The 26,922-nt window shown below is 63.2% G+C and carries 42 protein-coding genes and 1 tRNA gene; 15 read left to right on the top strand and 28 right to left on the bottom strand.

The window, feature by feature from the left end; translation table 11 throughout:
• Positions 1–10: 10 nt before the first annotated feature.
• From AAFG13_RS06660 to AAFG13_RS06725, 14 genes are all read right to left on the bottom strand, one after another.
• A complete protein-coding gene (locus tag AAFG13_RS06660) occupies positions 11–1,336 on the bottom strand; it encodes a phage terminase large subunit (RefSeq protein ID WP_342711518.1) in 1,326 nt (441 codons plus the stop codon).
• 35 nt (positions 1,337–1,371) lie between these two features.
• A complete protein-coding gene (locus AAFG13_RS06665) occupies positions 1,372–1,707 on the bottom strand; it encodes a hypothetical protein (RefSeq protein ID WP_342711519.1) in 336 nt (111 codons plus the stop codon).
• Complete coding sequence (locus tag AAFG13_RS06670; RefSeq protein WP_342711520.1) at positions 1,707–2,342, bottom strand: hypothetical protein; 636 nt, start codon at positions 2,340–2,342, stop codon at positions 1,707–1,709. The genes AAFG13_RS06665 and AAFG13_RS06670 overlap by 1 nt, the downstream gene beginning before the upstream one ends.
• Before the next feature lie 11 nt (positions 2,343–2,353).
• Positions 2,354–2,482 (bottom strand): hypothetical protein, encoded by a 129-nt coding sequence (locus AAFG13_RS06675; RefSeq protein ID WP_342711521.1) that lies wholly within the window; start codon positions 2,480–2,482, stop codon positions 2,354–2,356.
• Entirely contained in the window at positions 2,479–2,673 is a 195-nt protein-coding gene (locus AAFG13_RS06680; protein ID WP_342711522.1) for a hypothetical protein, read from the bottom strand. The genes AAFG13_RS06675 and AAFG13_RS06680 overlap by 4 nt, the downstream gene beginning before the upstream one ends.
• Positions 2,674–2,773: 100 nt before the next feature.
• The gene (locus tag AAFG13_RS06685; RefSeq protein ID WP_342711523.1) at positions 2,774–3,238 is read right to left on the bottom strand and encodes a terminase small subunit protein; all 465 of its coding nucleotides are present in this window, start codon (positions 3,236–3,238) and stop codon (positions 2,774–2,776) included.
• An 8-nt stretch (positions 3,239–3,246) separates the two neighbouring features.
• A complete protein-coding gene (locus AAFG13_RS06690; RefSeq protein ID WP_342711524.1) occupies positions 3,247–3,684 on the bottom strand; it encodes a hypothetical protein in 438 nt (145 codons plus the stop codon).
• Positions 3,685–3,758: 74 nt separating this feature from the next.
• Positions 3,759–4,682 (bottom strand): hypothetical protein, encoded by a 924-nt coding sequence (locus AAFG13_RS06695; protein WP_342711525.1) that lies wholly within the window; start codon positions 4,680–4,682, stop codon positions 3,759–3,761.
• The gene (locus tag AAFG13_RS06700) at positions 4,679–4,852 is read right to left on the bottom strand and encodes a hypothetical protein (protein ID WP_342711526.1); all 174 of its coding nucleotides are present in this window, start codon (positions 4,850–4,852) and stop codon (positions 4,679–4,681) included. Before AAFG13_RS06700 ends, AAFG13_RS06695 begins: the two co-directional genes overlap by 4 nt.
• Positions 4,849–5,145 carry a hypothetical protein gene (locus AAFG13_RS06705; RefSeq protein WP_342711527.1) on the bottom strand — a complete coding sequence of 99 codons (297 nt, stop codon included), beginning with the start codon at positions 5,143–5,145 and terminating at the stop codon, positions 4,849–4,851. Before AAFG13_RS06705 ends, AAFG13_RS06700 begins: the two co-directional genes overlap by 4 nt.
• On the bottom strand, positions 5,145–5,372 hold the full coding sequence (locus AAFG13_RS06710; protein ID WP_342711528.1) for a hypothetical protein: 228 nt from the start codon (positions 5,370–5,372) through the stop codon (positions 5,145–5,147). The genes AAFG13_RS06705 and AAFG13_RS06710 overlap by 1 nt, the downstream gene beginning before the upstream one ends.
• Positions 5,369–5,947: a helix-turn-helix domain-containing protein gene (locus tag AAFG13_RS06715; RefSeq protein WP_342711529.1), complete on the bottom strand. Its 579-nt coding sequence runs from the start codon at positions 5,945–5,947 to the stop codon at positions 5,369–5,371. The genes AAFG13_RS06710 and AAFG13_RS06715 overlap by 4 nt, the downstream gene beginning before the upstream one ends.
• Complete coding sequence (locus AAFG13_RS06720; protein ID WP_342711530.1) at positions 5,948–6,286, bottom strand: hypothetical protein; 339 nt, start codon at positions 6,284–6,286, stop codon at positions 5,948–5,950.
• 129 nt (positions 6,287–6,415) lie between these two features.
• On the bottom strand, positions 6,416–6,589 hold the full coding sequence (locus tag AAFG13_RS06725) for a hypothetical protein (protein WP_342711531.1): 174 nt from the start codon (positions 6,587–6,589) through the stop codon (positions 6,416–6,418).
• A gap of 86 nt (positions 6,590–6,675) precedes the next feature.
• Here AAFG13_RS06725 and AAFG13_RS06730 point away from each other — a divergent pair, with 86 nt between their 5' ends.
• Positions 6,676–6,852 (top strand): hypothetical protein, encoded by a 177-nt coding sequence (locus AAFG13_RS06730; protein WP_342711532.1) that lies wholly within the window; start codon positions 6,676–6,678, stop codon positions 6,850–6,852.
• Between the two features lie 107 nt (positions 6,853–6,959).
• Complete coding sequence (locus AAFG13_RS06735; RefSeq protein ID WP_342711533.1) at positions 6,960–7,667, top strand: S24 family peptidase; 708 nt, start codon at positions 6,960–6,962, stop codon at positions 7,665–7,667.
• A gap of 28 nt (positions 7,668–7,695) precedes the next feature.
• On the opposite strand, the gene AAFG13_RS06740 is transcribed toward AAFG13_RS06735, so the two are convergent.
• The gene (locus tag AAFG13_RS06740) at positions 7,696–7,932 is read right to left on the bottom strand and encodes a hypothetical protein (RefSeq protein WP_342711534.1); all 237 of its coding nucleotides are present in this window, start codon (positions 7,930–7,932) and stop codon (positions 7,696–7,698) included.
• A gap of 152 nt (positions 7,933–8,084) precedes the next feature.
• Between AAFG13_RS06740 and AAFG13_RS06745 the strand changes: the two genes are divergently transcribed.
• Positions 8,085–8,438: a hypothetical protein gene (locus AAFG13_RS06745; RefSeq protein WP_342711535.1), complete on the top strand. Its 354-nt coding sequence runs from the start codon at positions 8,085–8,087 to the stop codon at positions 8,436–8,438.
• Here the strand turns inward: AAFG13_RS06745 and AAFG13_RS06750 are convergent.
• A complete protein-coding gene (locus tag AAFG13_RS06750; RefSeq protein ID WP_342711536.1) occupies positions 8,384–8,860 on the bottom strand; it encodes a hypothetical protein in 477 nt (158 codons plus the stop codon). The genes AAFG13_RS06745 and AAFG13_RS06750 overlap by 55 nt on opposite strands.
• Before the next feature lie 39 nt (positions 8,861–8,899).
• On the opposite strand from AAFG13_RS06750, the gene AAFG13_RS06755 reads away from it, so the two are divergent.
• The 10 genes from AAFG13_RS06755 to AAFG13_RS06800 all read left to right on the top strand — a co-directional run bounded on the left by AAFG13_RS06755 (position 8,900) and on the right by AAFG13_RS06800 (position 14,471).
• Positions 8,900–9,211 (top strand): DUF6525 family protein, encoded by a 312-nt coding sequence (locus AAFG13_RS06755; RefSeq protein WP_342711537.1) that lies wholly within the window; start codon positions 8,900–8,902, stop codon positions 9,209–9,211.
• Positions 9,208–9,459: a hypothetical protein gene (locus AAFG13_RS06760; RefSeq protein ID WP_342711538.1), complete on the top strand. Its 252-nt coding sequence runs from the start codon at positions 9,208–9,210 to the stop codon at positions 9,457–9,459. Before AAFG13_RS06755 ends, AAFG13_RS06760 begins: the two co-directional genes overlap by 4 nt.
• Positions 9,460–10,257 carry an ERF family protein gene (locus AAFG13_RS06765; protein WP_342711540.1) on the top strand — a complete coding sequence of 266 codons (798 nt, stop codon included), beginning with the start codon at positions 9,460–9,462 and terminating at the stop codon, positions 10,255–10,257.
• 3 nt (positions 10,258–10,260) lie between these two features.
• A complete protein-coding gene (locus AAFG13_RS06770) occupies positions 10,261–11,319 on the top strand; it encodes a hypothetical protein (RefSeq protein ID WP_342711541.1) in 1,059 nt (352 codons plus the stop codon).
• Positions 11,320–11,328: 9 nt separating this feature from the next.
• The gene (locus AAFG13_RS06775; protein WP_342711542.1) at positions 11,329–11,937 is read left to right on the top strand and encodes a lambda exonuclease family protein; all 609 of its coding nucleotides are present in this window, start codon (positions 11,329–11,331) and stop codon (positions 11,935–11,937) included.
• Complete coding sequence (locus AAFG13_RS06780; RefSeq protein ID WP_342711543.1) at positions 11,934–12,128, top strand: hypothetical protein; 195 nt, start codon at positions 11,934–11,936, stop codon at positions 12,126–12,128. The genes AAFG13_RS06775 and AAFG13_RS06780 overlap by 4 nt, the downstream gene beginning before the upstream one ends.
• Positions 12,125–12,529 carry a recombination protein NinB gene (locus AAFG13_RS06785; protein ID WP_342711544.1) on the top strand — a complete coding sequence of 135 codons (405 nt, stop codon included), beginning with the start codon at positions 12,125–12,127 and terminating at the stop codon, positions 12,527–12,529. The genes AAFG13_RS06780 and AAFG13_RS06785 overlap by 4 nt, the downstream gene beginning before the upstream one ends.
• Entirely contained in the window at positions 12,526–12,798 is a 273-nt protein-coding gene (locus AAFG13_RS06790) for a hypothetical protein (protein WP_342711545.1), read from the top strand. The genes AAFG13_RS06785 and AAFG13_RS06790 overlap by 4 nt, the downstream gene beginning before the upstream one ends.
• Entirely contained in the window at positions 12,795–13,187 is a 393-nt protein-coding gene (locus tag AAFG13_RS06795) for an HNH endonuclease signature motif containing protein (protein ID WP_342711546.1), read from the top strand. Before AAFG13_RS06790 ends, AAFG13_RS06795 begins: the two co-directional genes overlap by 4 nt.
• Before the next feature lie 216 nt (positions 13,188–13,403).
• Complete coding sequence (locus AAFG13_RS06800) at positions 13,404–14,471, top strand: tyrosine-type recombinase/integrase (RefSeq protein ID WP_342711547.1); 1,068 nt, start codon at positions 13,404–13,406, stop codon at positions 14,469–14,471.
• A gap of 323 nt (positions 14,472–14,794) precedes the next feature.
• Here AAFG13_RS06800 and AAFG13_RS06805 read toward each other — a convergent pair whose 3' ends face one another.
• The 8 genes from AAFG13_RS06805 to AAFG13_RS06840 all read right to left on the bottom strand — a co-directional run bounded on the left by AAFG13_RS06805 (position 14,795) and on the right by AAFG13_RS06840 (position 20,713).
• The gene (locus tag AAFG13_RS06805) at positions 14,795–14,950 is read right to left on the bottom strand and encodes a hypothetical protein (protein WP_342711548.1); all 156 of its coding nucleotides are present in this window, start codon (positions 14,948–14,950) and stop codon (positions 14,795–14,797) included.
• A gap of 897 nt (positions 14,951–15,847) precedes the next feature.
• Positions 15,848–15,925 (bottom strand) — tRNA-Pro (locus AAFG13_RS06810).
• 98 nt (positions 15,926–16,023) lie between these two features.
• Positions 16,024–16,617 carry a MerR family transcriptional regulator gene (locus tag AAFG13_RS06815; protein ID WP_212314981.1) on the bottom strand — a complete coding sequence of 198 codons (594 nt, stop codon included), beginning with the start codon at positions 16,615–16,617 and terminating at the stop codon, positions 16,024–16,026.
• Positions 16,618–16,740: 123 nt separating this feature from the next.
• Entirely contained in the window at positions 16,741–17,076 is a 336-nt protein-coding gene (locus AAFG13_RS06820) for an integration host factor subunit alpha (protein ID WP_021079083.1), read from the bottom strand.
• Between the two features lie 130 nt (positions 17,077–17,206).
• Positions 17,207–18,184, bottom strand: coding sequence for a beta-ketoacyl-ACP synthase III (locus AAFG13_RS06825; protein WP_212314986.1), 978 nt, complete (start codon positions 18,182–18,184; stop codon positions 17,207–17,209).
• The gene (gene plsX / locus AAFG13_RS06830) at positions 18,181–19,242 is read right to left on the bottom strand and encodes a phosphate acyltransferase PlsX (RefSeq protein WP_342711549.1); all 1,062 of its coding nucleotides are present in this window, start codon (positions 19,240–19,242) and stop codon (positions 18,181–18,183) included. The genes AAFG13_RS06825 and plsX overlap by 4 nt, the downstream gene beginning before the upstream one ends.
• Before the next feature lie 335 nt (positions 19,243–19,577).
• Positions 19,578–20,165, bottom strand: a complete 588-nt coding sequence (locus AAFG13_RS06835) for a DUF177 domain-containing protein (protein WP_342711550.1) — start codon at positions 20,163–20,165, stop codon at positions 19,578–19,580.
• Positions 20,162–20,713 (bottom strand): ubiquinol-cytochrome C chaperone family protein, encoded by a 552-nt coding sequence (locus tag AAFG13_RS06840; protein ID WP_342713562.1) that lies wholly within the window; start codon positions 20,711–20,713, stop codon positions 20,162–20,164. Before AAFG13_RS06840 ends, AAFG13_RS06835 begins: the two co-directional genes overlap by 4 nt.
• Before the next feature lie 137 nt (positions 20,714–20,850).
• Between AAFG13_RS06840 and AAFG13_RS06845 the strand changes: the two genes are divergently transcribed.
• Both AAFG13_RS06845 and AAFG13_RS06850 read left to right on the top strand, forming a co-directional pair.
• Positions 20,851–21,330, top strand: a complete 480-nt coding sequence (locus tag AAFG13_RS06845) for an outer membrane protein assembly factor BamE (RefSeq protein ID WP_249132392.1) — start codon at positions 20,851–20,853, stop codon at positions 21,328–21,330.
• Positions 21,331–21,432: 102 nt separating this feature from the next.
• Positions 21,433–22,440, top strand: a complete 1,008-nt coding sequence (locus tag AAFG13_RS06850) for a tripartite tricarboxylate transporter substrate binding protein (protein ID WP_342711551.1) — start codon at positions 21,433–21,435, stop codon at positions 22,438–22,440.
• A 168-nt stretch (positions 22,441–22,608) separates the two neighbouring features.
• On the opposite strand, the gene AAFG13_RS06855 is transcribed toward AAFG13_RS06850, so the two are convergent.
• The 4 genes from AAFG13_RS06855 to nusB all read right to left on the bottom strand — a co-directional run bounded on the left by AAFG13_RS06855 (position 22,609) and on the right by nusB (position 26,920).
• A complete protein-coding gene (locus AAFG13_RS06855; RefSeq protein ID WP_171947607.1) occupies positions 22,609–22,764 on the bottom strand; it encodes a hypothetical protein in 156 nt (51 codons plus the stop codon).
• 167 nt (positions 22,765–22,931) lie between these two features.
• The gene (locus AAFG13_RS06860) at positions 22,932–25,052 is read right to left on the bottom strand and encodes a sodium-translocating pyrophosphatase (RefSeq protein ID WP_212315006.1); all 2,121 of its coding nucleotides are present in this window, start codon (positions 25,050–25,052) and stop codon (positions 22,932–22,934) included.
• 223 nt (positions 25,053–25,275) lie between these two features.
• Positions 25,276–26,277 carry a thiamine-phosphate kinase gene (gene thiL, locus AAFG13_RS06865; RefSeq protein ID WP_342711552.1) on the bottom strand — a complete coding sequence of 334 codons (1,002 nt, stop codon included), beginning with the start codon at positions 26,275–26,277 and terminating at the stop codon, positions 25,276–25,278.
• Between the two features lie 148 nt (positions 26,278–26,425).
• Complete coding sequence (gene nusB / locus AAFG13_RS06870; RefSeq protein WP_092114726.1) at positions 26,426–26,920, bottom strand: transcription antitermination factor NusB; 495 nt, start codon at positions 26,918–26,920, stop codon at positions 26,426–26,428.
• Between the last annotated feature and the right edge of the window lie 2 nt (positions 26,921–26,922).

A 26,922-nucleotide genomic window follows, 5' to 3' on the forward strand; every position in this document is an offset into this window, starting at 1 on the left:
AAAGAGCGGCCTAGACACTTTGCCACGAGCCTCCACCTGAATTGCGGCCACGATCGCGATAGCGCTCGCGCGGCGACGGTGCACCGGCCGGCTGGTCATAATGAATGCACATCAGGCCGAAGGCGTCGGCGCAATGCGAACTCCAGTCGTGATTTGGCCCGAGGCCCACGTTCCGGTCATCATCCGATTTCTTTTCGTGGTACCAGCCGAGCGCGTCGCGGCCGTCCTCTGTGGTTTCCTCGTTGAAGAATACCCGAGGGAAGTGACGACGAGCCGTCTCAATGCGCGCCGAGGCCGCGCCCTGCCCCTGGTTCGGGATCACCAGCACGTCAAAGCCAGCTTCCCGGATCGCGCTTTCGTAGGACGTGGCGAATACCTTGTCCCCGTGGGCGCCGTCATGCGGCAGGATCACCCAGGCGCTGCCCCACTTCCGATCGCGCATCCATTGCAGATGAACCGATAGCTCCTGCCCCTGCGCCTCGTAGTAGTCCAGGACGTTGATTTTCTGCCCGACGAACTGAGTAATCCAGATCGCCACCGCGTCGGCGCGCGCGCCAGTGCCGCCGATGTCGAAATAGGCGCGTACCTGCATGAGCGGGTCGCGCGGGACGAAGGTAATCCGCTTTTGCTCTTTGGCCTCGAGCAGCGCTTTGGAGTAATAGGCGCCGGCGACAAACGTCCGGAAGCCGCCACCCCAAACCCACGGATATTCGTCAGGGCGGTTTTTGAGGTCATCGAGCCGCGTCGTGTTGAGGATCTTTGGAAAGAACGGGTTGTCCTGCCAGTTCAGCTCAATGATTTTCGCGCCGTCCGGCGGGCTCGCGCGAAACCGGAGATGCGTCGCGCTCTTCTTGCGCTCCGGGTTCCAGGTGACCCAGATTTCCGCGCCTTCCTCGCGCACGGTCGGGATTGAGACCGTCCAGGCGGTCGCGCTCACGTTCTCGGCTTCATCCACCCATAGGAGCAGGATCTTCGCCTTGGACTTGATGCTGTCCAGGTTATGGCGAAGGCCCGCGAAGACGTAGTAAATCCGCCGGCATTTGGTGCGGATGTAGGTTTCGCCGACGTCGAAGAACGCGGCAAGGAACGGCTCCGAGGCGATAGCCGCCTTCACTTCCGCGAACGAGCTGTCCGCCAGCGAATTCATGAACTCGCGGCCGCACAGAATGATGCCCTCGCGGCCTTCCGTGGCCCACATCATCGCGCGCACTGCCGTCATCTTGGCAAACGAGCGCGTCTTAGCCGAGCCGCGGCCACCATAGGCGCCGCGGTACATGGCCTCGCCGGTGAATACCGGGACGAGCTTCGGAGGCAGGAGGATTTGAGCCGCGGTCATGCGAAACGTTATGAAACGCTAGAGGAAACGTTTCATCAGAAGTGCCCGCGCCGAATGTCGCCTGACATCGTTGCGACATTGCCCCCGATCGGCCCGCAGTCGACATCGCCGGACATCGTTTGAACCGATCCGCCGACCGCGCCGGACACGCTGACATCGCCCGATTGCGTGCTGACGTTGCCGACATCGCCGGCAACCGAAATGAGGTTGCAGGCGTCCGCCTCGAGGCGATCGACATTGCCGGAAACCTCAATCCGAATGTCCTTCGCGTCCGGCGTCACATCCTTGCCGTCGACAAAGACGCGATTTCCGTTGATCGTGATCGACCGGCCGGCGGTGATCGTGGCGCCGTTGATCCTGATGGTAGCCATCACGCGCCCTCCAGAAAGGCCATGCGGCGCTCGCGGATCGCTTCCCGCTCTTCCTCGTTGGCGAACTCCCAAGCCTGCCGCGGCTCGTTGCCTGACACCGGCGGACAGAAAGCCACACTTCGCCGAACGCCCGTTGGCATGGCCCCGCGGCGAGCTGCGGGCACCTCCACAGCGCCAGGCGCGGGCATAGGCGACGGCCGAGGCGCCGCGAGAGGCACGGCCGCCGGCGGCGGCTCGCGGCCTTCCATCATGGCGCGAAGCCTCGCCTTGTCTGCGCGCGTGAGAGACCAGCCGCCGGCGCCCCATTCGGTGTGGACGGTGATACCGACCTTTTCGAGCGCGGCGCGGACCTTCACCATCTGCACGTCGATCAACTTCATTTCCGGCTTGTCGCACTCAGGCCGAGCGCCAAATAGCACCGTGAACATGGCCTCACGGCCGGCGACAGCGCGTTTGAGCATGAACCCGACCATTTCGCATTGCTGCGGCGTGGCATCGAGCACCGTCAACAGCCGCGAAACGTCGTCGTTGCCGACGCCTAGCAGCGCCTCAAGCTCTTGTACGCGGTCCTGCAACTGTTGTTCGGTAGAGCTCAAATCATCCCCCTTGGTTTGCGTGAATGTTGCTGGCTTCAATGTTGCTGGCTTCAGGTGCCTTCGATCAGGAACACGATGAAGAGGCACCAACCCCACCCATCATGGCCCGAGCAGCCGATCACGGCCGCAGCCGCGACAAGCGCGAGCGAAACCCAATGCCTATTGATCCCGGATGTCATGCGATCTCCCTTGTTTTGCGATCGACGGTGCTGCACTCAGCGTGAAAATGGGCGCTCGCCGCCGACCAGGACGCCCATTGAATTGGCCTCATCTCGCCGTGCACGAACACGGCATAAAATTCGTTGTCGACGCGCGCCGGCGACGTCGAGATTTTGACCAGAGCAACGCCGTGGAGCGGTTCGCGCTTCATCCGAAGATCCCGTGAACCAGGAGGATTGCCGCCACAGCGGCGCCGATCAGGATCAGGTAAGCCCAAATCAGGCACCCGCCGGCATGAGGCCCAACGTTCATCAGCCTTCCCCCATGTTCGCGGGGAACGGCGCGGCGACCAGCTCAATGCGGCTGACCTCCTGCTTGATCGGGCCGCCATCCGCGCCGGTATGTTCCTGAGTGATCTTGTCGCCGTACTTCCGAGGCGCCAGGCGAGCCGCCAGCCATTTCCGGCTGTCGACCCGAAGCCGAGAACGAGCGATCACGTCATGATCGGTCATCACGTTCCCGTCGCTGTCCCGGTAGGTATCGTTTGAGCCATCATCCGAGATCTGGAGGATTTCTTCCGCCAGGAGGTGCGCCCGAGCGTCGGTCGCGCGCGCGTAAAGGTCCGAGAACTCTTTGTGAGCCGCCAGCCACAGGAACACGGTCGATCGGGCGGGCATATCATCGGCCTTGCAGATGGTGCGCAGGCTTTCGCCTTCCGCCATCCGGTCGCAGATCAGGGCAGCGAGTTCGAGGGAGTAATCGGACGGACGAGCCATAGGGGGCCTTACTCGCCCCCGTTGGTGAACTGACCGATGTCGGCCAGGAGAGCATCAGCTTCCGCGCTCACGGTATCGGCGAGTTGGTTATGAGCGGTCGCGGCCTGGTCCATCTTCGCCAGCGACGCGGCCATCTTGGCTTGTCCGTCCTGCATCTTCTGGCGGATCGCGGCGAGTTGGGTCTTGAGATTGCCGCCGGCAAAGCCAGCGCCGGTAACGCTCATGGTCGCTCCTTGTGAGGTTTCGGGGATGAGCGCGACGGACGGAAGCCGATGCGCGTTGCGGATTGCGTCCTCAATGTCCTGGTCCGAGGCGAAGGCGCCGACGTTTGCGGACATGGAGCCATCGGCCCACGTCAAACGTTGATGTCCGGCCGAGAGCGCAAGCGTGAGCGTTTCGATACCGGGCACATCCGGCAAGCGGGACTTGAGGTCTGCGATGCTCATGGGTTTTAGAGAGCGGTTGATTTGGTAAAAGCGCCTAGTGAAAAGCGAACGGTTTTAAGATTTCTCGGGATAACTCACGCAGCAACGACCTCGAGGCGCCGCCCGTCGATCGTCAATCCGTGTTTCGCGAGCAACTCAGCCGACGCGCGACAGCCGGTGAGCCCGGGCGCCGGTCCGGCGTGGCGCGACCAGAAGCCATTCCGCGCAAACATCCTCACGGCATCCTCGATCGCGATTTCGTGCGCGGCCTCGCCGCCGATCGTTTGGAGCGCAAAGACCGCCGCATGATCCGACCAGCGCTGTTGATTGAGCCAGGTGCAGGCCTGCGGGATGAAGCGCGTCCCGACGTTGCCGCGCGCGCTCTCATCGGCTGCGAGCTTCCTCGCTGCGGCGATCAGCATTGCCGGGTCGAGGCCGGTTTTCACCAGCGAGTTGAACCGAGTTTCCGCCGGCTTGCGCGGGTTCGGACCATCCCGGCGAGGATAGGCCTGCCAAAACTCATCGAAGCGAGACGGTTCAGCACCGCGCTTCGCCGCAATCGCTTCCTCGAGGTCGATCTGTTCGGGCTCACTCGCCGATCGGTCGACAGACCGAGAGCTATGTTTCTGTTCTGCTCTGTTCTGTTCTGGGGGCGTTACGGAAACGTTTCGCTCTTCCGATGAAACGTTTCCTTGCTGTTTCAACTTGTCCCGGTGCTTTTGAACGCGCGCGGTCGAACTGTCAGACTTGTACTGATGCGCCTCCCAATTGTGCGCGGCATAAACGCCCGGTTCGATCTCATCGAACAGCACAGCGGCGTGCAGATGGCGCAGCGTCGCAGCGGCATCATCCTCCGATATGCGCAGCGAGAACGCGATGTCAGCGACGGAAGGTAACAGCCCGTCATCCGACGTCAGGCACAACATCGCCGCCCAGCGCCACCGCATGACCTCCGGTAGCCTCATCACCTTCGGGTCGTTGATCGTTGCCCGATGCATCCGAAACCAAGGATTGCTCATCGGCGCCCCGCGTCGCGCAGTTCGGCCAGGCGATTTGCAACGAAATACTCAGGCAAGCGCAGACACCGCGAAATCGCCTCAGTATCCAGTTTGTTGCCCCACAGCCGCAAAACGGCCTCGTCCGTCGTCTCGGCGCGATCGGCCGCGGCCACGTCCCCCACAACGCTCATTCATCGACCCTTTCGCGCAGTTCAAAGAAGCCCTTGGCTTCCGGATGGATTTGGAGGAACCAGCGCGCCAGCGGCGCGGTCCAATGATCGTTGCAGCGGAAAGCGCGGTTGCCGCGCTCAATCCGCTCATGCCAGCGGATGCGATGCAGGATCGCGTCCGCCGAATATCGCTCGTAGCCAACGTTGCGGACCTCGAGCGCCAGGCGCTCGAACTGCCGGCAGACATCCGGCGGCACGCCATCTGGATAGGATGGCGGCGCGGTGATCAGCTCGAGCAGCGGCGCGTCCGCCATCAGGCGCCCGGTCCTTTCGTCAGCCGCACGCGCCCGCGCCCCTTGCCGGCGGGGTTGTAGAACTCGACCAGGCCGACAGCGGCGAGCGCGTTCCAGGTCGACCGCATGAAGGGTGCCAGCTCGCCGGCGGCAAGCAGCACGCCGTTCCGGTCAAAGCAGCCATCGCCGTTGTGTTCGGAGAGCCAGCGGAGCGCTTCGCGTTGCGCATGGGTAAGCTGCGGCCTCAATCGCAATACTCCAGCTCTTCGCGCAGCGACTTCACCAGATCGGCGGTTTCGACCTTGAAACACTCGGGGGGTGACGGATCGTCGCCGCACTCGCGTTTGATTTTCTTGATCGCGTGCAAGATCGTGGTGTGATCTTTGCCGCCGAACCGGCGACCGATTTCCGGCGTGCTACGACCGGTCAACACCTTGGCGAGATACATCGCGACTTGCCGCGCGTGCACCAATGGAGCGTTGCGGCGCTCGCCGAGGAATTCGGCCAAGGTCATCCCGACGCGATCACAGACCGCAATCTGAATGTCCCGAATGGTCAACGGCTTGACGAGCGTCGCGCCCTCGATCGAAAACCAGGGCTCTTTCATCGGCGGGAAGTTCAGCAGCACATCTGCGGCGATCGGCGCAGCGTGGATCGGCGCCGGCTTTACCGTTGCAGGCGTCGGGCGCGTCGCTTCGATTGCGGCCCGCAGCTTGGATGCTGCCAGTTCAGCGGCCTTTGTCTCAATAGAGGCCCGAAACGCAGCGCGCCGACGGTGCGCCTTCAATTCCGTTTCGGTTGGTTGGTGCAACGCGGGGGTCATCTACCCCCCGTTCTGGCGAACCAAAGCCTTAGCCTGCACCACAGGATCCGATGCAGCGCCGCACGCCGCTTCGGTGATCGCAATTTCATGCTTGAGCATCCTCAATTGACGTTGGCACTCGGCCTGGTAGGCCGCCTTGAGGCGCATGTACGCGGTGACGCCGATGTCCTTGAGCTGAGATCGCCGATAGCGAAGCCGCCACAGAACCCCGTATTCCACCCCGTACTCACGCTCTATCGAACGCATCGCGCGCTCGGTGTCTCCAGGACCTCGAACCCGCATTTTCGTAAGGTCTTTTGACCACTTGACCGCTTCATCCAGATACGCAGACCGCGGCATTTGCTTTCGCCTCCAAAACAATTTGCACACTTGCAAAAGGCGTCATGTTGCACTTCCGGCATGACGATCCCGGACAACGAGAACGAACCCTTCCCCTTCCAGCCGCTCGCGGCATTCGCCGCGCGCGTGCTAGCTCCCCAGAACCAAAAACAGAGCGATGATGTTGAGCGCGAGCGAAGCGAGCCACGTGCCGACGAAAAGCAGGCCGAACAGCACCGCGCCCACGTCGATCAGGGCTTGCGCCAGATAGCTGCGTTTGAACGGCGCGCCCGCGGGCTGAAACGTTGGTGAAACGTTGCGCATCAGGCGGCATCCCGCGTTACGGGAACGGCAGGCCGCTCAACCAAATCGGGCCAAGCAACGCCAGGCGCCCAATTTCGCGAGAACCAGTGCAAGATTTCGTCGTACTTGCGGACGGTAAAGCTGCGACCGCTATCGTGCATCTGCGAGAAGAACCGGCTGTCATTGACGACAATCCGGCCCAGGGTCGTAAGCTTGATATTTCGCTGCCTCGCGTATGCATCGGCACACGCCAACAGCTTTTTTTTGCAAACTTGTTCGAATGATTGCTGCATCACCCAAACAGAATAGTGGAATAAATCCTACTTCACAAGGGGATTTAGTGGGATTGTTTCCATTTGGAAAATCCCACCCTAAGTGGGATAATTTCCACATGAAGGACAATGACTTAAAACCCGATATGCGTGCGCGGATGGCTGCCAGGCTCGCCGAGCTGGACCGCTCGCCTATCACGGCCGCAGCAAATGTCGGGCTCGAACGCACCTACATTCGCGACTTCATCAACGGGAAGAAGGCATCCATTCGCTCGGATAAGCACGAGCAAGTTGCCCGCGCCCTTGATTGGACGGTCGCGGACCTTTTGGGCGCGGGAGCTTCGCGGATCAAGGTCGCGCCAGGGTTTACGGCCGCCCTCGCCGAGCCGCCCCCGACTACCTTTGTCCCCGGCAATCAGCTAGTTGGGGTCCGCGATTTCCCGATCTACGCCGCCGCACAAGGCGGCGAAGGCTTCATGATCGTGCACACTGACGTAATGGAGTGGGTCAAGCGGCCGGTCATCCTAGAAGGCGTGCCGGACAGCTATGGCGTCCTGGTTGTTGGGGAATCGATGGTCCCAGCCTATCGTCCGGGCGATATGGCACTTGTCCACCCTCGCCGGCCACCCGAACGCGGCACCGACGTAATCCTGTACGATCATGACCCGCGCACTGGCGACGCCAAGTCGATGATTAAACACCTCTTGGGCTTCAACGACCGATCGTTCAAACTGGAGCAATACAATCCAGCGAAGACGTTCACTGAGCACCGGGCCGACTGGCCTATCTGTCACCAAGTCGTCGGGCTCTACAAAGGCCGCCGTTGAAGCCGGCGACCCTTGTTCGTTGTAGGACTTAACCGAAATCGTCGGGGATCTGCCCGAAGGTTTTCAACACAACTGCATCTTCAAAGTCGCCAGTGGACAGATCGCCTGTCCTACTGAATGCGACCGCGCCTCCCTTTCTCGCCAAGTTCTCGGCTCTTCGGATGGCCGCTGATGCGGTCTGCGCCTGTTGCGGCGTGCCTGCTACCAAATGCCCCGCTTTGGTCAATTCAAACGGCTGTGCGACATAATAGGTCGCTGTACTCATGACGACTGCACTCCCATTTTTGGTTGTGGGAGATCGTGCCTTTTGAGAAAGAACAAATCAAGAACTTTAAGTTCGGGGGATTTTTCCCACTTTCCTATTGAATAGTGGGATTTCTTCCACTATGTGTTTCCCATCAGCACGGGGAAACGCCGATGTCCTACTACTCACCGAACCCGCACTTTGCACCCGACGATTTCAGCGCCGATCGCGAAAAGCTCGAGCGCGTCGAGGCCGAAGCCGGTTGGTATTTCAATTCCGCGACCAAGCAGCAGCAGGCCCGTTTTACGGACCGCATGTCCGCTGCATTCGCCTACAGAGGCTCGCCGCGCTGGGAGCGCGAGCGCGAAGCCGCCCAGAAGGAATTCACCGAAACCACCGCCGCCGCGTCCGCACTGTGCGCTGAAACCGCGCGCGAGCTGATGGAGACCGGCGAGGTTTCGGAAGCCCTCTCCTATCGCTGGGACGAGCTGGCCGTGGCCGACGCAATGGCACAGGCCGCGGAGTAACCCCCATGAAGCATTTCCGTTTTGACGTCCGCTGCATCGACGGCCGGCTTTTCCAGCACATCCCGCAGCACGATGACCCCGAGTTTGAGCGCGACGTTGGCCGTTGCGAGGAATGCGAGGGCGCCGGTTGCGATCGGCTGCACCGCCAGGAAGCCGAGAAGAAGGTAGGCGACAAGATCGTGACGACCAACGTTTTCCCGCCGATCCCGGACCGCCGTTACGATTGGTGCGCCACGCGCGACAGCGACGAGCCCGACGACAACGGGCACATGTTCCAGGGTTTCGGCCGCACCGAGCAGGATGCAATTGACGACCTTGTGGCCGTCATCGAGGACGCGCGGGGCTGACATGATCAAGTTCATGAGGCGCCACGGCTGCGACAGCACCGATATCCGCGACTTTTTCATCATCACGGCTTTCATCGGAGCGCTCGCGATTTGGGCAGCGATCGGGGCCGGCGCATGAGCAACACCAACGCCGCGTCCCGCGTCGCCTACGAAAAGCGGACCATGGCCTACTTCGACCGCTTGCCGCGCTCCGTCCGGCACGCCGTCGCAAATGCCCGGTTCGACTGGACGCTAAACAAGCTGCTCCGCGCGTACGAGCGCGGGCACGCCAGCGCCCCCGAGTTGGTCGCCGCCGTCGAGCGCATGGACAAGGAAGAGACCGCGAAAACGCGGTTTCGCGCATGGGGCGGCGAGTATCCGATTTTCGCGGGCGAACTGACCCACATCCCGCTTGCCCGCAAGCCGAAGAGGAAGAACCGCCGATGACCGACCAGCAGCAGCAGCACGCCGGCGAGGCGGAGGCCGCCCGGAACAAGCGGGTTGAAGGCTACGCTTCTTGGCTCGCCGACGACGTGGACGGGCTGATTTTCAACGTGGCACCGCGCGAAGGCGCGCCCTGCCGGTACTCGACCGCAATTCTCGCCGAGGCCCGCGCGGTTGTTGCGCTCGCCTTGTCGAAGATCGACCTCGCGATTGCGAGGGACAAAGAAGCCCACAGCCAGGAGGCCGCATAAATGTCCGCCGAACCGCTCCCCAACGAGAATATCAAGCCGCTCACCGTCCGGCGCCCGCGCGCCGTTGCGCCCGCCGCCGCGCCCACAAGCCCGATGGACATTGTTCGCGCCGCGCTCGCGACCGGTGACGTAGAGCTCTACCGCGAGGCCGTCGTGCTCGCGAAGGAAATGGACGCCCTCGCCGCCCGCAAGGCGTTTGACGTCGCGATGGCCGACGCGAAGGCCGAAATCCCGGTCATCAAGAAGAACCGCCGGGTTGGCTTCGATCACAAGAGCGGCGGCGACCGCACCGAGTACAGCCATGAGGATATGGCCGAGATCGCGCGCACCGTCGACCCGATCTTGAGCCGGTACGGCCTTTCCTATCGGTTCCGGGTTTCGTCGGAGATCAACGCGCCGGTCCGCGTCACTTGCGTTGTGTCGCACCGTGACGGGCATTTTGAGGAAACCACCCTCACCGGCGGACGCGACGACAGCGGCAAGAAGAACGCTATCCAGCAGGTGGGATCAACCATCACCTATTTGCAGCGGTACACGCTCAAAGCCGCCCTTGGCCTCGCAGCGTCCGCTGACGACGACGGCCGCGCCAGCGAGCAGCCCGCCGAGGAAGCCACTTACACGCCGCCGCCCGGCTCAATCAGCGCCGACCAGGTCGCATTCATCCGGGACGAGCTGGAAGCCAAGGGCGCCAGCGAAACCGCATTCCTTGGCTGGGCCAAGCAGAAGCGGATTGAGGACATCCCCGCAACCCACTTCGGCGCCTGCGTCAATGCGCTCGCCAAATTCCGGAAGGCCTGATCCATGAACTCGATTGTAACCCTCGACAGCATTCTTGAGCCGGCCGTTGTCCCGGCGATCACTGCCGCCGAGCTGTTCGGCACCGGTCGAGTTGACGCGATCCTGACCGCGATCGAGACGCAGGTTCGCGGCGAGATTATCGACATTTCGACGGAAGCCGGCCGCAAAGCGGCAAAGTCGCTCGCCTACAAGGTGGCCCGTTCCAAGACGATCCTCGATGAGATCGGCAAGGAGCACGTCGCCGACATCAAGGCGAAATCCGCCGCGATCGACAAGGAGCGCAAGACGCTGCGCGACCGGCTCGACCTCCTCAACGAGGAAGTCCGCAAGCCCGTCACCGATTGGGAGGAAGCCGAGGCGAACCGCGTCAGCGCGCACGAAGGCGCGATTGTCGCCGTGATCGAGGCCGCCCGACAGGCCGCAGGCAAGCCGGCGAGCCTGATCCGCGAGCTAGTCGACATCGTTGCAGGGTACGGGCGCCGCGACTGGCAGGAATTCGGAGAGCGCGGCACCGCCGCCGTTGTGGAGGCGCTGAAAACCCTCAGCGAAGCACTCACCACCGCCGAGACGATCGAGCGCGAGCGCGCCGAACTGGAAGCGCTCCGCGCCGAGGCCGAGGCCCTGCGCGCAGAGAAGGCCGCCCGCGAGGAAGCCGAGGCGCAAGCCAAGCGCGACCGCGAAGCCGCCGAGCGAGCCAAGCGCGACCGCATCGAGGCCGAGGCACGCGAGAAGGCCCGCGCCGAGCAGGCGAAGCGCGACCAGGAGGCCGCCGTTGCTCGCGTGCGCGAGGAAGAACAGAAGCGCGCCGCCGAGGCGATCGAGCGCGCCCGCAAGGCCGAGCGCGAGCGCATCGAACAGGAAGCCCGCGACGCCGCGGCGAAGAAGGCCGCCGAGGAAGCCGCCGAGCAGAAGCGCCAGGCGAACAAGCGCCACCGACAGAAGGTGCAGGCCGAAATCTGCAACGCAATCACGATGGAGTGCGGCCTTACCGAAGAACAATTGAGCTTCCTGTGGAAGGCGCTCGACGCCGGCCGCATCCCCCACGTTTCCGTCAACTACTGAGGCCAGCCAGTGCAGATTATCAACGTCGAACAGAATTCCCCCGAGTGGTTCGCGGCGCGCCGCGGCATCCCGACCGCCTCGCAATTCAAGGCAATCTTGGCAAAGGGCGAAGGCAAGACCCGCCGCGCCTACATGCTGAAACTCGCCGGAGAGATCATCAGCGGCGAGAAGATGGAGAGCTTTTCCAACGACTACACCGAGCGCGGGCACGAATTCGAGCCGATCCTGCGCGACCTCTATTGTTTCGAGACCGGCGCGCAACTCGAGCGCGTCGGCTTCATCCGAAACGGCCGCGTCGGTTGCTCGCCGGATAGCCTGATCGGCACCGATGGCGGCTTGGAAATCAAGAGCCAGTCCCCGCACCTGTTGATTGAAACGATCCTCAAGGACGAATTCCCGCCCGAGCACAAGGCCCAGGTGCAGGGAACGCTTTGGGTCACCGGCCGGCAATGGTGGGACATCGCCGTAGGCTACAAGGGCATGCCGCTGTTCCGGAAGCGCACGCACCGGGACGAGAAGTACATCCAGAGCCTCGCGACCGAAGTCGACCGGTTCAACGCCGAGCTTGACGCCGTTGTGGCGCAGATCCGCCGGCATGGCGAGGCGGTGGCGGCATGAGCGTTGCCAGCATTCCCGACAGCGAGCTTTTACGCCGCGCCGTGATCCAAAGCCGCGCCCGCGACTGCCGGAAGGGGCAGCAGCACGCCAGGTGGGAAGCCGTCATGGACAATTTTCTACTCGGCTCGAGCTATGCCGTCGAGCTTTGCCGGCGGTTCGATCTCGACCCCGACGAATTGGTGAAGCGATGACAGGCCGCGCCCTCCTCGTCCTCTCGTCCCGCGCGATCCGGGAGAAGGCCATTGACTGGATAATGCGCCTTCCCCCGGGAACGCGCGTCGAGTTCAAGGAGCCGCAGCGCACGCTTGAGCAGAACGACCGCATGTGGGCGATGCTGACCGACATCGCCCGCCAATGCACCCTCAACGGGCGTCGCTGGTCGACCGATCAGTGGAAGGTGATCTTCCTGCATGAGCTGGGCCGCGAAGCGCAATTCATCCCATCGCTAACGGGCAGCTTCATTCCCTACGGGCAATCCAGCTCTGACCTTGGCGTCAAGGAAATGTCCGACCTCATCGAAAGCATGTTCGCATATGGCGCCGAGAACGGCGTTCGCTGGAGCGATCCGAAGTTGCAGGAGAACGCCGCTTGACCGACACCGGGCAACTGACGTTCACGACGCTGGGCGGCGAGACCGTCACCGTGAAGAAGCGTGGCAAGCACTACATCCAGCCGCGCGGCTATTTCCAGCCGCCGGGCACCGGCCCGGGCGGCGAGACGTGCGGGAGCTGCGAGCACATCACCCGCAGCCGCCATTTTGCCAAATGCGAACTGTCCCGCGGTCGATGGACCCGGAGCCGCGGCACCGACATTCTGGTGAAGGCGCCGGCGTGCCGCCGCTGGGAGGCCGCCAGCGAATGAGCCGCACCGTCGCCGAGTGGATCGGGAAAACCGACGACAGCCGGCCGCCGCCGCATGTCCGCCTGCGCATTTTCGAGAGCTTCGGCGGCATCTGCCATTTTTCCGGCATCAAGATCCGGCCCGGCGACCATTGGGACGTCGACCACGTTAAGGCGCTCATCAACGGCGGCGAGAACCGCGAAAGCAATATGGCGCCGATCCTGCGCGGGAAACCGCACAAGGAGAAAACGGCCCAGGACGTCGCCGAGAAATCCCGGAACTACCGAAAGCGGGCAAAGCACGTCGGCGCACTCCCGCCGTCGCGTCAGAAGATCCAGAGCCGCAGTTTCGCAAAGGCGCCGGCCAGGCGCACCGCATCATCACCGATCGAAAAATGGAGGGGATATTGAAGCGCGGCCTATCGAAGCAGGAAGCGGCCCATTACTGCGGCTGCGAGACCCTCGCTGCCTTCGATCAGTGGCGCGCCAAGGGCATTGTGCCAGGCCCTATCCCCGGGACCACCCGATGGGACCGGAAGGCACTGGACGCCGCCCTAGACCGCGCCAGCGGCCTTGTGACAGCATCCGAGCCGGAACTGTCCCCCTATCAGCGGTGGAAGGCCGAGAATGCGCGTAAGACAGAAGCCGCTTAGGCTAAAGGGCATCAAGCGCACCAAAAAGCGCATGGCTGACGGTTCGATCAAGGTCTTTCTGTACCACCGCGCCACCGGCCTGCCCCTCGACCCTGACCGCCTCGTTGAAACCTACGCCGAGGCCGAGAGGAAAGCCCGGCGCGCCGGCGAAAAGACGCTGACGGATCTGATCCGCTTTTTCGATACGTCAGAGACGTTCAACACCCTCAGCGAGGAGACCCGGAAACAGTATCCATGGAAGCTCAAAAGGATTGAGACCAAATGGGGCACCGTTCCCGAAGACACGTTCAACAACCAGGATGACGCCGACGCCTTCGCCGCCGACGCGCTCGCGTGGCATCAGGAGATTGGCAAGGCTTCGCGCCGATCAGCCGACAACCTCATGTCGGCACTGTGCCGCGTGCTCAGCTTCGCGAAGGAAAAACGGCGGATCAAATATCATCCGATCCCCTCGTTTGAGCGGCTGTACAAGAGCAACCGTTCCGAACAGACGTGGGCGGAGGAGTTGCAGCAGAATTTTATCCGGACGGCCCGGCCGGCGATGCAAACCGCCATGATCCTGGTCCGCAACACGGCAATGCGGGCGATCGACATCCGGAAATTCCCATGGACGCGCTACGACGGCCAGCGCGTGCAAATCCGCTCCCAGAAAACCGGCAAACTGCTCTGGATCCCCGCCACACGCGAGCTGCGCGCCCATCTGGACTGCCTGACCCGCACCGGCGCCCTGGTGATGCTCACACCCACAGGGAAGGCCTATACACGGCGCTATTTCAATGAGCACTGGCGCGAGGACGCGGACGCGGTTGGTGCAGGTGAGCTCAATTTCCATGACAACCGAGGCACCGCCGCTACGCTGCTGGCGGAGGCCGGCGCGACAGCGCCCGAGATCGCCGAGGCGCTTTGCTGGACGGTCGACAAGGCGCAGCGCGTGATTGACATGTACCTTGCTCGTCGCGGCGTGCTTGCGGCCAATGCAATCCAGAAGCTGGAGGACTACCGAGACAAGGCGAGCCGGGATGGAAAAGAGGCCGCCAACTGAGGCGGCCTCTGATTGAGCGACCCCAGCAACCATTGGGGGCCTATGTGAAGGAAGGCTAGTTGCTGGGGCCATCTACCCGGCTCGATGCGCCGAGCGAGGTTGCGTTTAGCCGAAAAGCAGAGCGGCGGCCGCCAGTGCAACAGGGCAAAGTCCGAGAGCGATGGCAAACACCTTGTAGATGTCAGTCATGACGCAACCCCAGCGCGTTTGGCAAATAGCCTACGCCGATAGAGCAGTTGCGCCAGTGCAATTAGTGCCCAGCCGTACATGGGCGAGAACGACACAAGAGGCCACCAACTAAGGCGGTCTTACTACATTTTATCTCATCGCTTCCGCTTCGGGGGTGGATCGGACTCCTCCAGACGTTCTTTCAAAACCGTCTCAATAAAATTGGTCAGCGTTCGGTTCTCTAGCTCTGCCTGCTCATGCGCTCGCGCCAGCAATTCAGCTTCCACGCGGATCGTCATCACTTGCTTCATGCCGGTTTCCAAGGGGACCACAACTGAGGCGGCCTCAACGGACCATCAGCATGGTAACGCTGGCGAAGAGAATGCAGGTACTCAGCGCAACTGCTAGAAGCGATTGCGCTTTTAGCCGATCAAGTTTGCGTTCCATGATTTTTCCCGCCTCGTTACCAACCTGCCTTAAGTTACAAAGTGAACACTTGTTCCTAGGGCGCGCAGTAATCCTCACATGGAACGATTTTCGGTGAGACGTCAGACGGGCGCGTGCAGCTCCCCGCGAAGCCAGCGGTTTGTCTTTAGGGATTTCATGGGGTCAACCAGATCGGCGACAATCTGGTGGATGTCCTCGCACACCTGGCACTCATAGGTGCGGATTTGAAGGCCCCGCGGCCGTCGGGTGATGCGCACCAGCGGCATTGCCGTTAGACATGCCGGGCATAAGTCGTCTGAATGGTAGGCCATGTTTTCGCGCCTTAACTCAGGCGGGAGCACGATACTCTCAGTCACCAATTGTTGCCGTTGATGGTTCGGTGATGGGGCAATGCTCGCATGTCCGGTAGCCGTCTTACTGGTCAATTGAGAACACATTGGCAAAAAGTTAACGAGGCGCTGCCAGCCACCAGAACAGAAGGCGCCCTATGGAATTTGATGGGGGCAGAACATCCAATTGGGTTCTCTGTGTCCTACTGAGAACATCGCCCAAGCTCCGGTTTCCGCTCGGTTAGTTCAAAACAGGCCACTCCCAAATTCAACTTAGGCCACTAGGGGATAAAACCGGCCAGCACCCTTCGTTCCCATGAGAACGGACTCGAAAATCAGAACGCTGCGCGAACGAAATTGACAACCAAATGGCAACGGGCGGTGCGTTGGCAACCGCCCGTCCCGATCCGCCATTGAATGCATTAAGGAAAATGGTCGGAGCGAGAGGATTTGAACCTCCGACCCCTAGTCTCCCAGACTAGTGCGCTAACCGGGCTGCGCCACGCTCCGATGCCGTTCCATTAGCTGCGATCCTGCGTTCGCGCAAGGCGGAGCAGGCCCTTTAAGGGCTGCAATCCGGCCCCGGTTCCCATGGCAGCTTCCTTGGCTCAGCCGTCCTTCATCGCCGCGTCGATCAGTTGCCGGCAGGCGACCAGCTCCTGCAGCGCGCGTTCGAGCCGCTCCCGATCGACTGGCGGAACGGTCGGGCGCACCGGCGGCGTAGCCGACGCCTTGCCCGGGTGGGCGTGCGCCTTGTAGGTCGACAGGATCGGATCCACATCGGGATCGACGAATCGGTAGTCGATTCCCCCCTCGTCGCCGTCGCCCTCCTCGCCGTCGAAATCGAGGCCGTCATTGCTCTCGAGATCGTCGGGCTCGGCCATGCTGTTGCCGACCGCCTCCTCGACCGCGCCGAACGAGACGGCGGCGGTCTGGTCGGCGATGCCCTGCACAGACTTGATGCCGTGCTCTTTCAGGATCCGCTGCACGCCGCGGATGGTGTAGCCCTCGCCGTAGAGCAGCCGGCGGATGCCCTTGAGCAGGTCGACGTCGTCGGGGCGATAATAGCGGCGTCCGCCGCTGCGCTTCATCGGCTTGATCTGCGCGAAGCGCGTTTCCCAGAATCTCAGCACATGCTGGGGAATATCGAGCTCATCTGCGACTTCGCTGATGGTACGGAACGCATCCGGCGCCTTGTCCAAATGCCCGCTCCTCTGGCTTCAATGCCTGGAGCCCTTTCCGTTCCGATCGAAACGGGGCTCCGGATTCTGGTTTTGGCGCGTCTTCTTCACGCGAACCGGGTATCCACTTCGCTTGAAAACGCGCTAGTCGGCCTTGCTGCCGTCGCCATTGGTGACGGCATGGCCATTGATCCGCTGCTTCAGGATCGCCGACGGCTTGAACACCATCACCCGCCGCGGCGAGATCGGCACCTCGGTGCCGGTCTTTGGATTGCGCCCGATACGCTGGCCCTTCTTGCGCACCATGAAGGAGCCGAATGAGGACAGCTTCACCGTCTCGCCCTTTTCCAGGCAATCGGTGATCTCCTTCAGCACCAACTCGACAAACGCCGACGATTCCGTGCGCGACAGACCTACCTTTTGGTAGACCGCCTCACACAAATCGACGCGCGTCACTGTTTTTCCGGTTCCCGTGGTCATCGCCTGCCCCGCACTCTCGGCGAACAATTTCTTGACTGAAATTAAAAGCTTAGCGCGCAATGGTCAACAGCGACCAGCATCCGGGCGCTGGAAAGATGCCGGCAACCTGCCGATACTCTTTGCCGATGCGCTACCAGCGCACGAGCGCCGAACCCCAGGTGAAGCCGCCGCCCATCGCCTCGAACAGCACCAGATCGCCCTTCTTGACGCGTCCGTCCCTCACGGCAACCGATAGCGCGAGCGGGATCGAGGCCGCCGAGGTGTTGCCGTGCTTGTCGACTGTCAAGACCACCTTCTGCGGCGCAATATGCAGCTTGTGGGCCGAGGCATCGATGATTCGCTTGTTGGCCTGGTGCGGAATGAACCAGTTGATGTCGTCGGCGGTAAAGCCGGTGGCATTGAACGCATCGACGATCACATCGGTGATCATGCCGACGGCGTGCTTGAATACCTCGCGGCCCTCCATCCGAAGATGGCCTACTGTCCTGGTCGAGCCGGGACCGCCATCGACGAACAACTTCGACTTGTGACGTCCGTCCGAGCGCAGATGCGTCGTCAGCACGCCGGGATCGTCCGTCGTGCCGGAATGCTGCTGCGCTTCCAGCACCACCGCGCCGGCGCCATCGCCGAACAGCACGCAGGTACCGCGGTCGTTCCAGTCGAGGATACGCGAGAAGGTTTCGGCGCCGATCACTAGGGCCCGCTTGTGGGCCCCGGCGCGCAGGAAATTGTCCGCGGTGGTCAGCGCAAAGACGAAGCCGGAGCACACCGCCTGCAGATCAAACGCGACGCCGTGGTTGATGCCGAGCGCGTGCTGGACCGCGACCGCGGTCGCCGGAAACGTGTTGTCGGGCGTCGAGGTCGCCAGCACGATCAGGTCGATCGACTGGGCGTCGATCTTGGCATCGGCGAGCGCGGCGCGCGCCGCGTTGATCGCGAGATGCGAGGTGAACTCGTCATCGGCGGCGATGTGCCGCTCGCTGATGCCGGTGCGCTGCACGATCCAGTCATCGGACGTGTCGATTCGGCTCGCCAGTTCGGCATTGGTCAAAACCCGCTCCGGCAGATATGAGCCGCAGCCGAGCACTACCGAACGTATCGCAGTCACGAGACAGCCTCCTGCGCGGTCTGCGCCTTTACCAGGGCGCCGCCATCGCGGTTGAGCATCTGATTGATCTTGGTGAGGAGATCGTAGTGGGCCATCTCATAGCCAACATCCACCGCATAGGCAAAGCCTTCCGCGTTGATACCGCCATGGCTCTTGACCACCACGCCGTTCAGGCCGAGCAGCAGGCCGCCATTCGACTTGTTGGGATCGAGCTTGTCGCGCAGCTTCTGGAACGCGCCGCGGGCAAACAGATAGCCGATCCGCGCCAGCCAGCTCGACGACATCGCCTCGCGCAATAGCGTGAACATCTGGCGCGCGGTTCCCTCGGCGGCCTTGAGCGCGATATTGCCGCTGAAGCCTTCCGACACGATCACGTCGGCGAGCCCCTTGCCGATCGCATCGCCCTCGACAAAGCCGATATAGTTGAACTGGGGCGCGTTCATCGCGCGCAGCATCTCGGCGGCCTCGCGGATTTCCCCGTGACCCTTGATCTCCTCGGACCCGATATTGAGCAGGCCGACGGTCGGCCGTTCGAGGTTGAACAGCACGCTCGCCATCGCGCTGCCCATCACCGCGAGCGTCGCCAGATGGCGGGCGTCGCCGCCGATCGAGGCTCCGAGATCGAGCACCACCGAATCGCCGCGCAGCGTCGGCCACGCCGCAGCGAGCGCCGGGCGGTCGACGCCCGGCAACGTCCGCAGATTGATGCTGCCCATCGCCATCAGCGCGCCTGAGTTGCCGGCGGAGACCGCGACATCGGCCTCGCCGTGCTTCACCGCATCGATCGCCAGCCACATCGACGACGCCCTGCGGGTCCGCCGCAGCGCCTGGCTCGGCTTCTCGTCATTCTTCACCGCGACGTCGGTATGGATCACCTTCGATACCGCCTTCAGCGCAGGATGTTTCGCAAGCTCCGGCTCGATCAGGGCCCGGTCTCCGACCAGCAGAAATTCGCTGTCGGGATGACGGCTCAACGAGATCGCGGCGCCGGGAATGACCACCGATGCGCCGACATCGCCCCCCATGGCGTCAAGCGCGATTCGAACCTTATGAGGCATGAACGTCCCGGAAGCCTGCTCTCCCACAGCCCTTCAGATGAAGACCGCGAGCTTGAAGTCACCGCCGTCACCGGCGCGCGGCGAAACGCCGGGCCGCGACAATAGCGTGTCCGCGGTCCGACACAACCTCTTGACCACAAACAAGCAAGGCGCAGAACCGTCACGCAACACATCAAGAATTACCAGAAATACATGACATTTCAAACCATTATGACGCATACTTGAAGTAACTGGAAATCCCCCTCGCGCAGGCCTGCAGGCAAGCCATCCCCTCAAATGTTGGAGCTGGCTGCCCTCAAGTTCCGTCTGCTTCCCTCAACTCCCCCCAACTTCGCTCAACTTCCCTTGGGCTTCTTGCCGTCAGCCTTTTCCTTCAGCGCCTTGAGCGCGGCGAAGGGATGATTTTCCGGATCAGGCGCTTCAACCTCTTGTTCAAAGACCGCATCCGCCTTGCGCGGATAGGGGTCTACGCCGAGAAACAGCGCATCGGTGGCGAGCCGCCCGATGTCGATGAAGCCGCCGACGATCGGCTCCGGCGGATCCGGCGTCTCCTCATCGCCCTGCTCGGCGTCGTCGACGAGGTCGGCCATCTCGGGGATCTGCTCGGGCGGCGCGAACAACACGTCGATCGGCTCGTCGATCTCGTTCTCGATCGGATCGAGCGTCACCACGCAGGTCTGCCCGACCCTGGCCCAAACCCGGCCGGTGACGTGGCAGCTGCCGTCGCGCTTGGGCTGCAGATCGAACGCCGCCCGCGCGGAGACGACCTCGCGCAACTCGCCGACCTCGGCGATCGCCTTGCGCGTGGCCTCGTCGGCCACGATCTCGCGATGCAGCCCGGTATCCGGGATCTGCGCGACGCTGACGAGAACGCGCCAAGGGTCCCGCGCGGCATTGGGCCGCCCTGTGCTGCCGCCGCTCATGCCGTGGTCCTCGCAGCCTGCGGCGCCGGGAAGCGCCATGCCCCCTTGGTCAGGGCCGCGAGGTCCGCGCGCGCCAGCACTGCCATCGCTTCTCTGGCATAGACGACCAGTTCGCGGGCCTTGTCGATGTTCTGACCATTGAAGATGTTCTTGCATAGCGACTGGGCCAAGGCCTCGTCGCTGTCGGTCAGCGCCAGATCATAGGCCGCGGTGCGGCCGTAGAAGGCCTCGCCGAACGCCTGCATCCGCTTCGGCACCGTGAGGTCGCCGACGCCCATTTCCCTGAGATTGTCGTCCATGTCGATGCAGAAATGATCGAACAGGGCCTGCGACAGCCCGACGCCGCCTTCCGCGGATTTCAATCGCCGCAGTACCAGCCACAGATGCATCAGAAGCAGGTCAAAACGGCCATTAACCGTGTCCGGAACGCCCAAGTCACGGTAAAACAACGGTTCTCGCGCCTGCGTCACGATCATGCCATAGATGATCTCAATGGTGCTGCGCGCGGGCACCCGGGGTCTTCTGAAGTGATTGAACGGCCAAAGCATAGCGGGTTCCGGCTGCCGGCCCCCCAAAGGACGCCTGTTGAGGGTTCGCCCATTGGAGCTCGGCATGATTGCAATCCATTGAGCTGCCCGGTACGTCAATGCTCCGGCCGATGCAAGGGGACGGATCAGTTCCGCCGATGAACCACACTCTTCCAAGACAGTCTCGCACGGCTTCCGCGCGCGGGTTCTTCACGCGCTTCCGCGCCTTCGCGGTCGTTGGTCTGTTCTGCGCTGCCGCGCTCGGCGGCTGCGCCGGCGAGCAATTCCAGAAGGGCTACATCCTGCCCGACGGAGCGCTCGAGCAGATTCCGATCGGCGCGAGCCAGGATCAGGTGCTGATCGTGCTCGGCACGCCCTCGACGGTCGCAACCCTCGACGGCGAGGTGTTTTACTACATCTCGCAGCGGACCTCGCGCCCGGTCGCCTTCATGAACCAGCGCGTGGTCGACCAGCGCGTCATCGCGGTCTATTTCGACAAGAACCGCCAGGTGCGCCGGCTCGCCAATTACGGCCTGAAGGACGGCAAGATCTTCGACTTCGTCAGCCGGACCACGCCGACGTCGGGCCAGGAAATGTCCTACCTGACACCGCTCTTCAAGCTGCTGAGCTTCAACTAGAGCGCAAGCTAGACTGCGCCAAGTTGCCGCGCTTGCCCGACGGGCAAGCGGTCCCCTAGGCTTGCTCAAAATCAAGAGAGTTTGAGCAGGGGGTAAGCGCGCGTGAGAGCCAAGAGATTTTCCCGTCGTACGGTATTGTCGGGTGCGGCCGCATTGTCGGCGGCGGCGATCCTGCCGCGTGCCAGTCTCGGTGCCGGCGACTGGCGGCCGTCCGAGACGGTCCGGATCATCGTGCCTGCGGCGGCCGGCGGCTCGACCGACGTGATGGGGCGGCTGCTGGCGGCGCATTTGCAGCCGCTCTGGGGCCAGTCGGTCGTCGTCGAGAATCGCTCAGGCGCCGGCGGCACCATCGGCACCGCGGAGGTCGCGCGCAGCAAGGGCGACGGCCACACCATCCTGATCGGCAATCCCGGCCCCAATGCGATCGCCTTCAGCATCTTCCGGAACCTGACCTACAAGGCCGACCAGCTACAGGCGGTCTCCAACATGATCCGGATCCCGAACATCGTCTCGGCGCATCCATCGACCGGCATCAAATCGATCCCCGAATTGATCGCGTACCTCAAGAAGAACCCCGACAAGCTAACCTACGGCTCGTCCGGCACCGGGCAGAGCCCTCACCTCACCGGCGCCTGGTTCCTGCAACTCACCGGGCTGAAGATGACGCATGTGCCGTTCCGCGGCGCCGGCCCAGCGCTGCAGGCCGGGCTCGCCGGCGACATCCAGATCCTGTTCGACAATCTCTATCCGTCGCTGCCGCAGGTGCAGGACGGCAAGCTCAACGGGCTCTGCGTCACCACGGCCGAGCGCAGCGAGTCCGCGCCCAATCTGCCTGTGATGCGCGAGGGTGCGCCGGAGCTTGCCAAGTTCGACGTCGCCTCCTGGTTCGGCGTGTTCCTGCCGAAGACGGCGCCGGCGCCCGCGGTCGACGAGCTGAACCGTCAGATCAAGGCGATGCTGGAGCGCGACGACGTCAAGAAGAACATTGCCGGCATGGGCGCGCGCGCCGACTACGGCACGCCGCAGCAATTCTCCGATTTCGTCAGCGCGGAGACCACGAAGTTCGCCGGCATCATCGAGAAGGAAGGCTTGCAGATGGAGGTCAAGTAACCGCCGCTGTCACAGCGCCGTAGGGCGGATTAGCCGACCACGTCCGCCGTGGCTCAACGAGCGAAGGCGGAAGGCGTAATCCGCCGCAGCGGTTAGACCTTATTGGTGGATTACGCTTCGCTAATCCACCCTACAATTCTGTCACTCCGGAGCACGGTGCGGCTAGTGTTACGATGACTTGTTGATCTTCTTGATCTTGGCGTCGGTTGCTTCCATCGACATCGCCAGTTCCAGGATCGCCTGCGACAACAGCTCGATGGCCTCCTTCTGATCCTGCGACTTGGAGGCGCGGAGCGCATAGTTCCGTGCGGATGAGAGCGACATCGATTGATCTCCGTTTTGTTCGCGTCTGGTTCTCGGCGGATCTCGTTGGCGGAAAGCCGATCAATTCGGCAGTACACCGAACCAAGTCCATGCAAAACAAAAACCCCGCGGCTTGCACCGCGGGGTTTTGCATTCGTTCGTTTCGCGCCGCTCAGTGCGCCAGGAACTTAGTGCGCCAAAATCGCCAGCAGCAGCAGCGCCACGATGTTGGTGATCTTGATCATCGGGTTGACCGCCGGGCCCGCCGTATCCTTGTAGGGATCGCCGACGGTGTCGCCGGTCACCGCGGACTTGTGGGCGTCGGAGCCCTTGCCGCCGTAGTGGCCGTCCTCGATGTACTTCTTGGCGTTGTCCCATGCGCCGCCGCCCGAGGTCATCGAGATCGCGACGAACAGGCCGGTGACGATGACGCCGAGCAGCATGGCGCCGACCGCGGAGAACGCCGCCGACTTGCCGGCCGCGCCGCCGCCCGCGATCGCATAGATCACGAAGTAGACGAAGATCGGCGACAGAACCGGCAGCAGCGACGGGATGATCATCTCCTTGATCGCCGCCTTGGTCAGCAGGTCGACCGCCTTGCCGTAGTCCGGCTTGTCGGTGCCCTGCATGATGCCGGGCTTCTCGCGGAACTGACGGCGCACCTCTTCAACGATTGCGCTGGCGGCACGTCCCACCGCCGTCATGCCCATCGCGCCGAACAGATACGGCAGCAGGCCGCCGAACAGCAGGCCGACCACGACGTAGGGGTTGTTGAGCGAGAAGTCGGGATGGACCCCCTTGAAGTAGAGGTGGTTGGCGGAGTCTGCGATGAAGAATTTGAGGTCCTCATTATAGGCCGCAAACAGCACCAGCGCACCGAGACCGGCGGAGCCGATCGCGTAGCCCTTGGTCACCGCCTTGGTGGTGTTGCCGACCGCGTCGAGCGCGTCGGTCGACTTGCGCACCTCCTTGGGCAGACCCGCCATCTCGGCGATGCCGCCGGCGTTGTCGGTGACCGGGCCGAAGGCGTCGAGCGCGACGATCATGCCGGCCAGCGCCAGCATGGTGGCGGTCGCGATCGCGATGCCGAACAGGCCGGCCAGGCTGTAGGTGACCAGGATACCGGCGATGATGACGAGCGCAGGCAGCGCGGTCGCCTCCATCGAGATCGCGAGGCCCTGGATCACGTTGGTGCCGTGACCGGTGACGGACGCGGCCGCAATCGACTTCACCGGACGATAGTCGGTGCCGGTGTAGTACTCGGTGATCCAGATGATCAGGCCGGTGACGACGAGACCGACCACGCCGCATTCGAACAGCGCCATGCCGGTGTAGTCGACGCCATCGAGCTTGCCGAAGCCGATCAGCCAGTTGATCACGGCCGCAACACCGACCAGCGACAGGATGCCGGTGGCGATCAGGCCCTTGTACAGGGCACCCATGATCGACTGGCTGGCGCCGAGCTTGACGAAGAAGGTGCCGATGATCGAGGTGATGATGCAGATGCCGCCGATCGCGAGCGGCAGCGTCATCATGTTCACCAGGATCGGCGTCTTGGCGAAGAAGATCGCCGCGAGCACCATGGTGGCGACCGCGGTCACCGCATAGGTCTCGAACAGGTCCGCCGCCATGCCGGCGCAGTCGCCGACATTGTCGCCGACATTGTCGGCGATGGTGGCCGGGTTGCGCGGATCGTCCTCAGGGATGCCGGCCTCGACCTTGCCGACGAGGTCGCCGCCGACGTCTGCACCCTTGGTGAAGATGCCGCCGCCGAGACGGGCAAAGATCGAGATCAACGAGGCGCCGAAGCCGAGCGCCACCATGGCGTCGACCACGGTGCGGCTACCGGCTTCCAGCCCCATGAACTTGACCAGCACCATGAAGTAGATGGTGACGCCGAGCAGCGCGAGACCGGCCACCAGCATGCCGGTGATCGCACCCGCCTTGAAGGCGAGTTCGAGGCCGCCGGCAAGCGAAGTGGTCGCCGCCTGCGCGGTGCGGACGTTGGCGCGCACCGAGACGTTCATGCCGATGAAGCCGGCCGCCCCCGACAGGATGGCGCCGATCGCAAAGCCGATCGCCACCAGAAGGCCAAGGAAGTAGGCCAGCACCACGAAGATCACGATACCGACCATGCCGATCGTGGTGTATTGCCGCCGCAGATAGGCTTGTGCGCCCTCGCGCACCGCGCCCGCGATTTCCTGCATGCGGGCATTGCCCGCATCCGCGTTCAAGACCGACTGCGTCGCCCAGATCGCGTAGACGATGGAAAGCGCCCCGCAGAGCACAATCAACCATAAAGCTGTCATTGAATTTTGCCTCAGATCCTTGATGTAACCCCCGCGCCTTCTTTGTGCCGCTAGGGGGCGACAGGCGCTTATTTTGCGAGGACAATCCTCCCCAAAAACGGATTGCCTCAAATCGGGCGCGACCTTGCCAAAATCGTTACCGCTGTGCAACGCCACCTACGGCCGAAAACGCCGATATCGGCAGCAATTTAGAAGGAAAGTCGGCGCGTTTCGGCCGGACGTTCTAGAAATGGCTGTAGGACAGCCGCTTCAGCGCCAGTTCCCTGCCCTGTCCGTCGAGAAAGCTTGGCGGTGACTGGCCTGCAATGAGGCCACCGATGGCGGTGACAGCGACCTTGGCCAGCCGTGCCTCGCGCACAAAGGCGTCCGCGCGATCGCCCGGCACCGCGCACAAGAGCTCATAGTCATCGCCGCCGGCGACCAGGGTCTCGATACCGATCGCCTTGCGCGCGAGCAGCCCCGCTGCCGCAGGCGACAATGGGATGCTCGGCACGTTGATCACGGCCGTCACGCCGCTGGCTGCGCAAAGCTTGGCCAGATCGCCGGCGAGACCGTCGGACACGTCCATCGCCGCGCTGGCGTAGCTGCGGACGGCCTTGGCAAGGGCGTTGCGCGGCTGCGGAACACGGTAGCGGGCGGCAAGAAAATCCCGGCCGGCGGCATCGTCGGCCAGTGCCGCCGCGACGGGACCGCCCCGGAGCACATCGAGGCCGAGCGCGGCATCCCCGATCGCGCCGGTCACAAACACGCGGTCGCCGGCCTTTGCCCCCGCGCGGTGCACCATCTTGCCCTGAGGTAGCCGGCCGAACGCGGTGATCGAGATCATCAGCGGCCCTGGTGTCGAGACCGTGTCGCCGCCGAGCAGCGGGCAGCCGAAATGGGCGGCGTCCTCGCCGAGCGCCCGGGCAAACGGCTTGAGCCAGGCCTCCTCGGCGTGGCGCAGCGCCAGCGTCAGCACGAAGCCGGCCGGCACCGCGCCCTTGGCCGCGATGTCGGACAGGTTCACCCGCAGCGCCTTGCGCGCCAGCGTGTCGGGCGGATCATCGGCAAGGAAATGCACGCCCTCGACGATGGCATCCGTGGTGACCACGATGTCCTCGCCGGCCGCCCGCAGCGCGGCCGCGTCGTCGTCGAGCCCGAACGCACCGGGGTCGGTCGCAAGCGGCCTGAAATAGCGCGCGATCAGGGAGTCTTCGCCGGAAATCGGTTTGCTTGCTTCGGTCATCAACCCGTCATCCTGAGGTGCGAGCGGAGCGAGCCTCGAAGGATGCACGGCCCGGCTCCGCCACCGAGCTACGCCGCCACCCTTCGAGGCCTCCGCTTCGCTACGGCACCTCAGGATGACGGCTACGGCAAGAGCCGTCGTCTAGAGCTTAACCCCGCACAAACTCGTCGCCGCGGAACTGGCGTGCGATCTGGTCGAGCACGGCGTTGACCATGCCGGTCTCGTCCTTCTCGACAAAGGCGTGCGCGACGTCGACATATTCGGAAACCACCACGCGGCCCGGCACATCCCGGCGATGCTCGAGCTCGTAGGACCCTGCCCGTAGCACCGCGCGCAAAATTGCATCGATCCGCTTCAGCGGCCAGCCCTTCGACAGCGCCTCGTCGATCAGCGGATCGAGCTTGGCCTGGTCGCGCACCACGCCGGAGACGACATCGCGGAAGAACGCCGCTTCCGCCGGCAGGTATTTCTCGCCCTCGACCTCGTTGCCGAGCCAGTGGCTCTCGAACTCGGCGAAGATGTCGTTGATACCCGCGCCGCCAATGTCCATCTGGTACAGCGCCTGCACGGCCGCGAGCCGTGCCGCGCCGCGCCGGTTGGCTTTCCTGTCGGGGGCTTTCGCGGGCTTCTTGTTGTCAGCCATGG

It is taken from the genome of Bradyrhizobium sp. B124 (genome assembly GCF_038967635.1).
Taxonomy (GTDB): Bacteria; Pseudomonadota; Alphaproteobacteria; order Rhizobiales; family Xanthobacteraceae; genus Bradyrhizobium.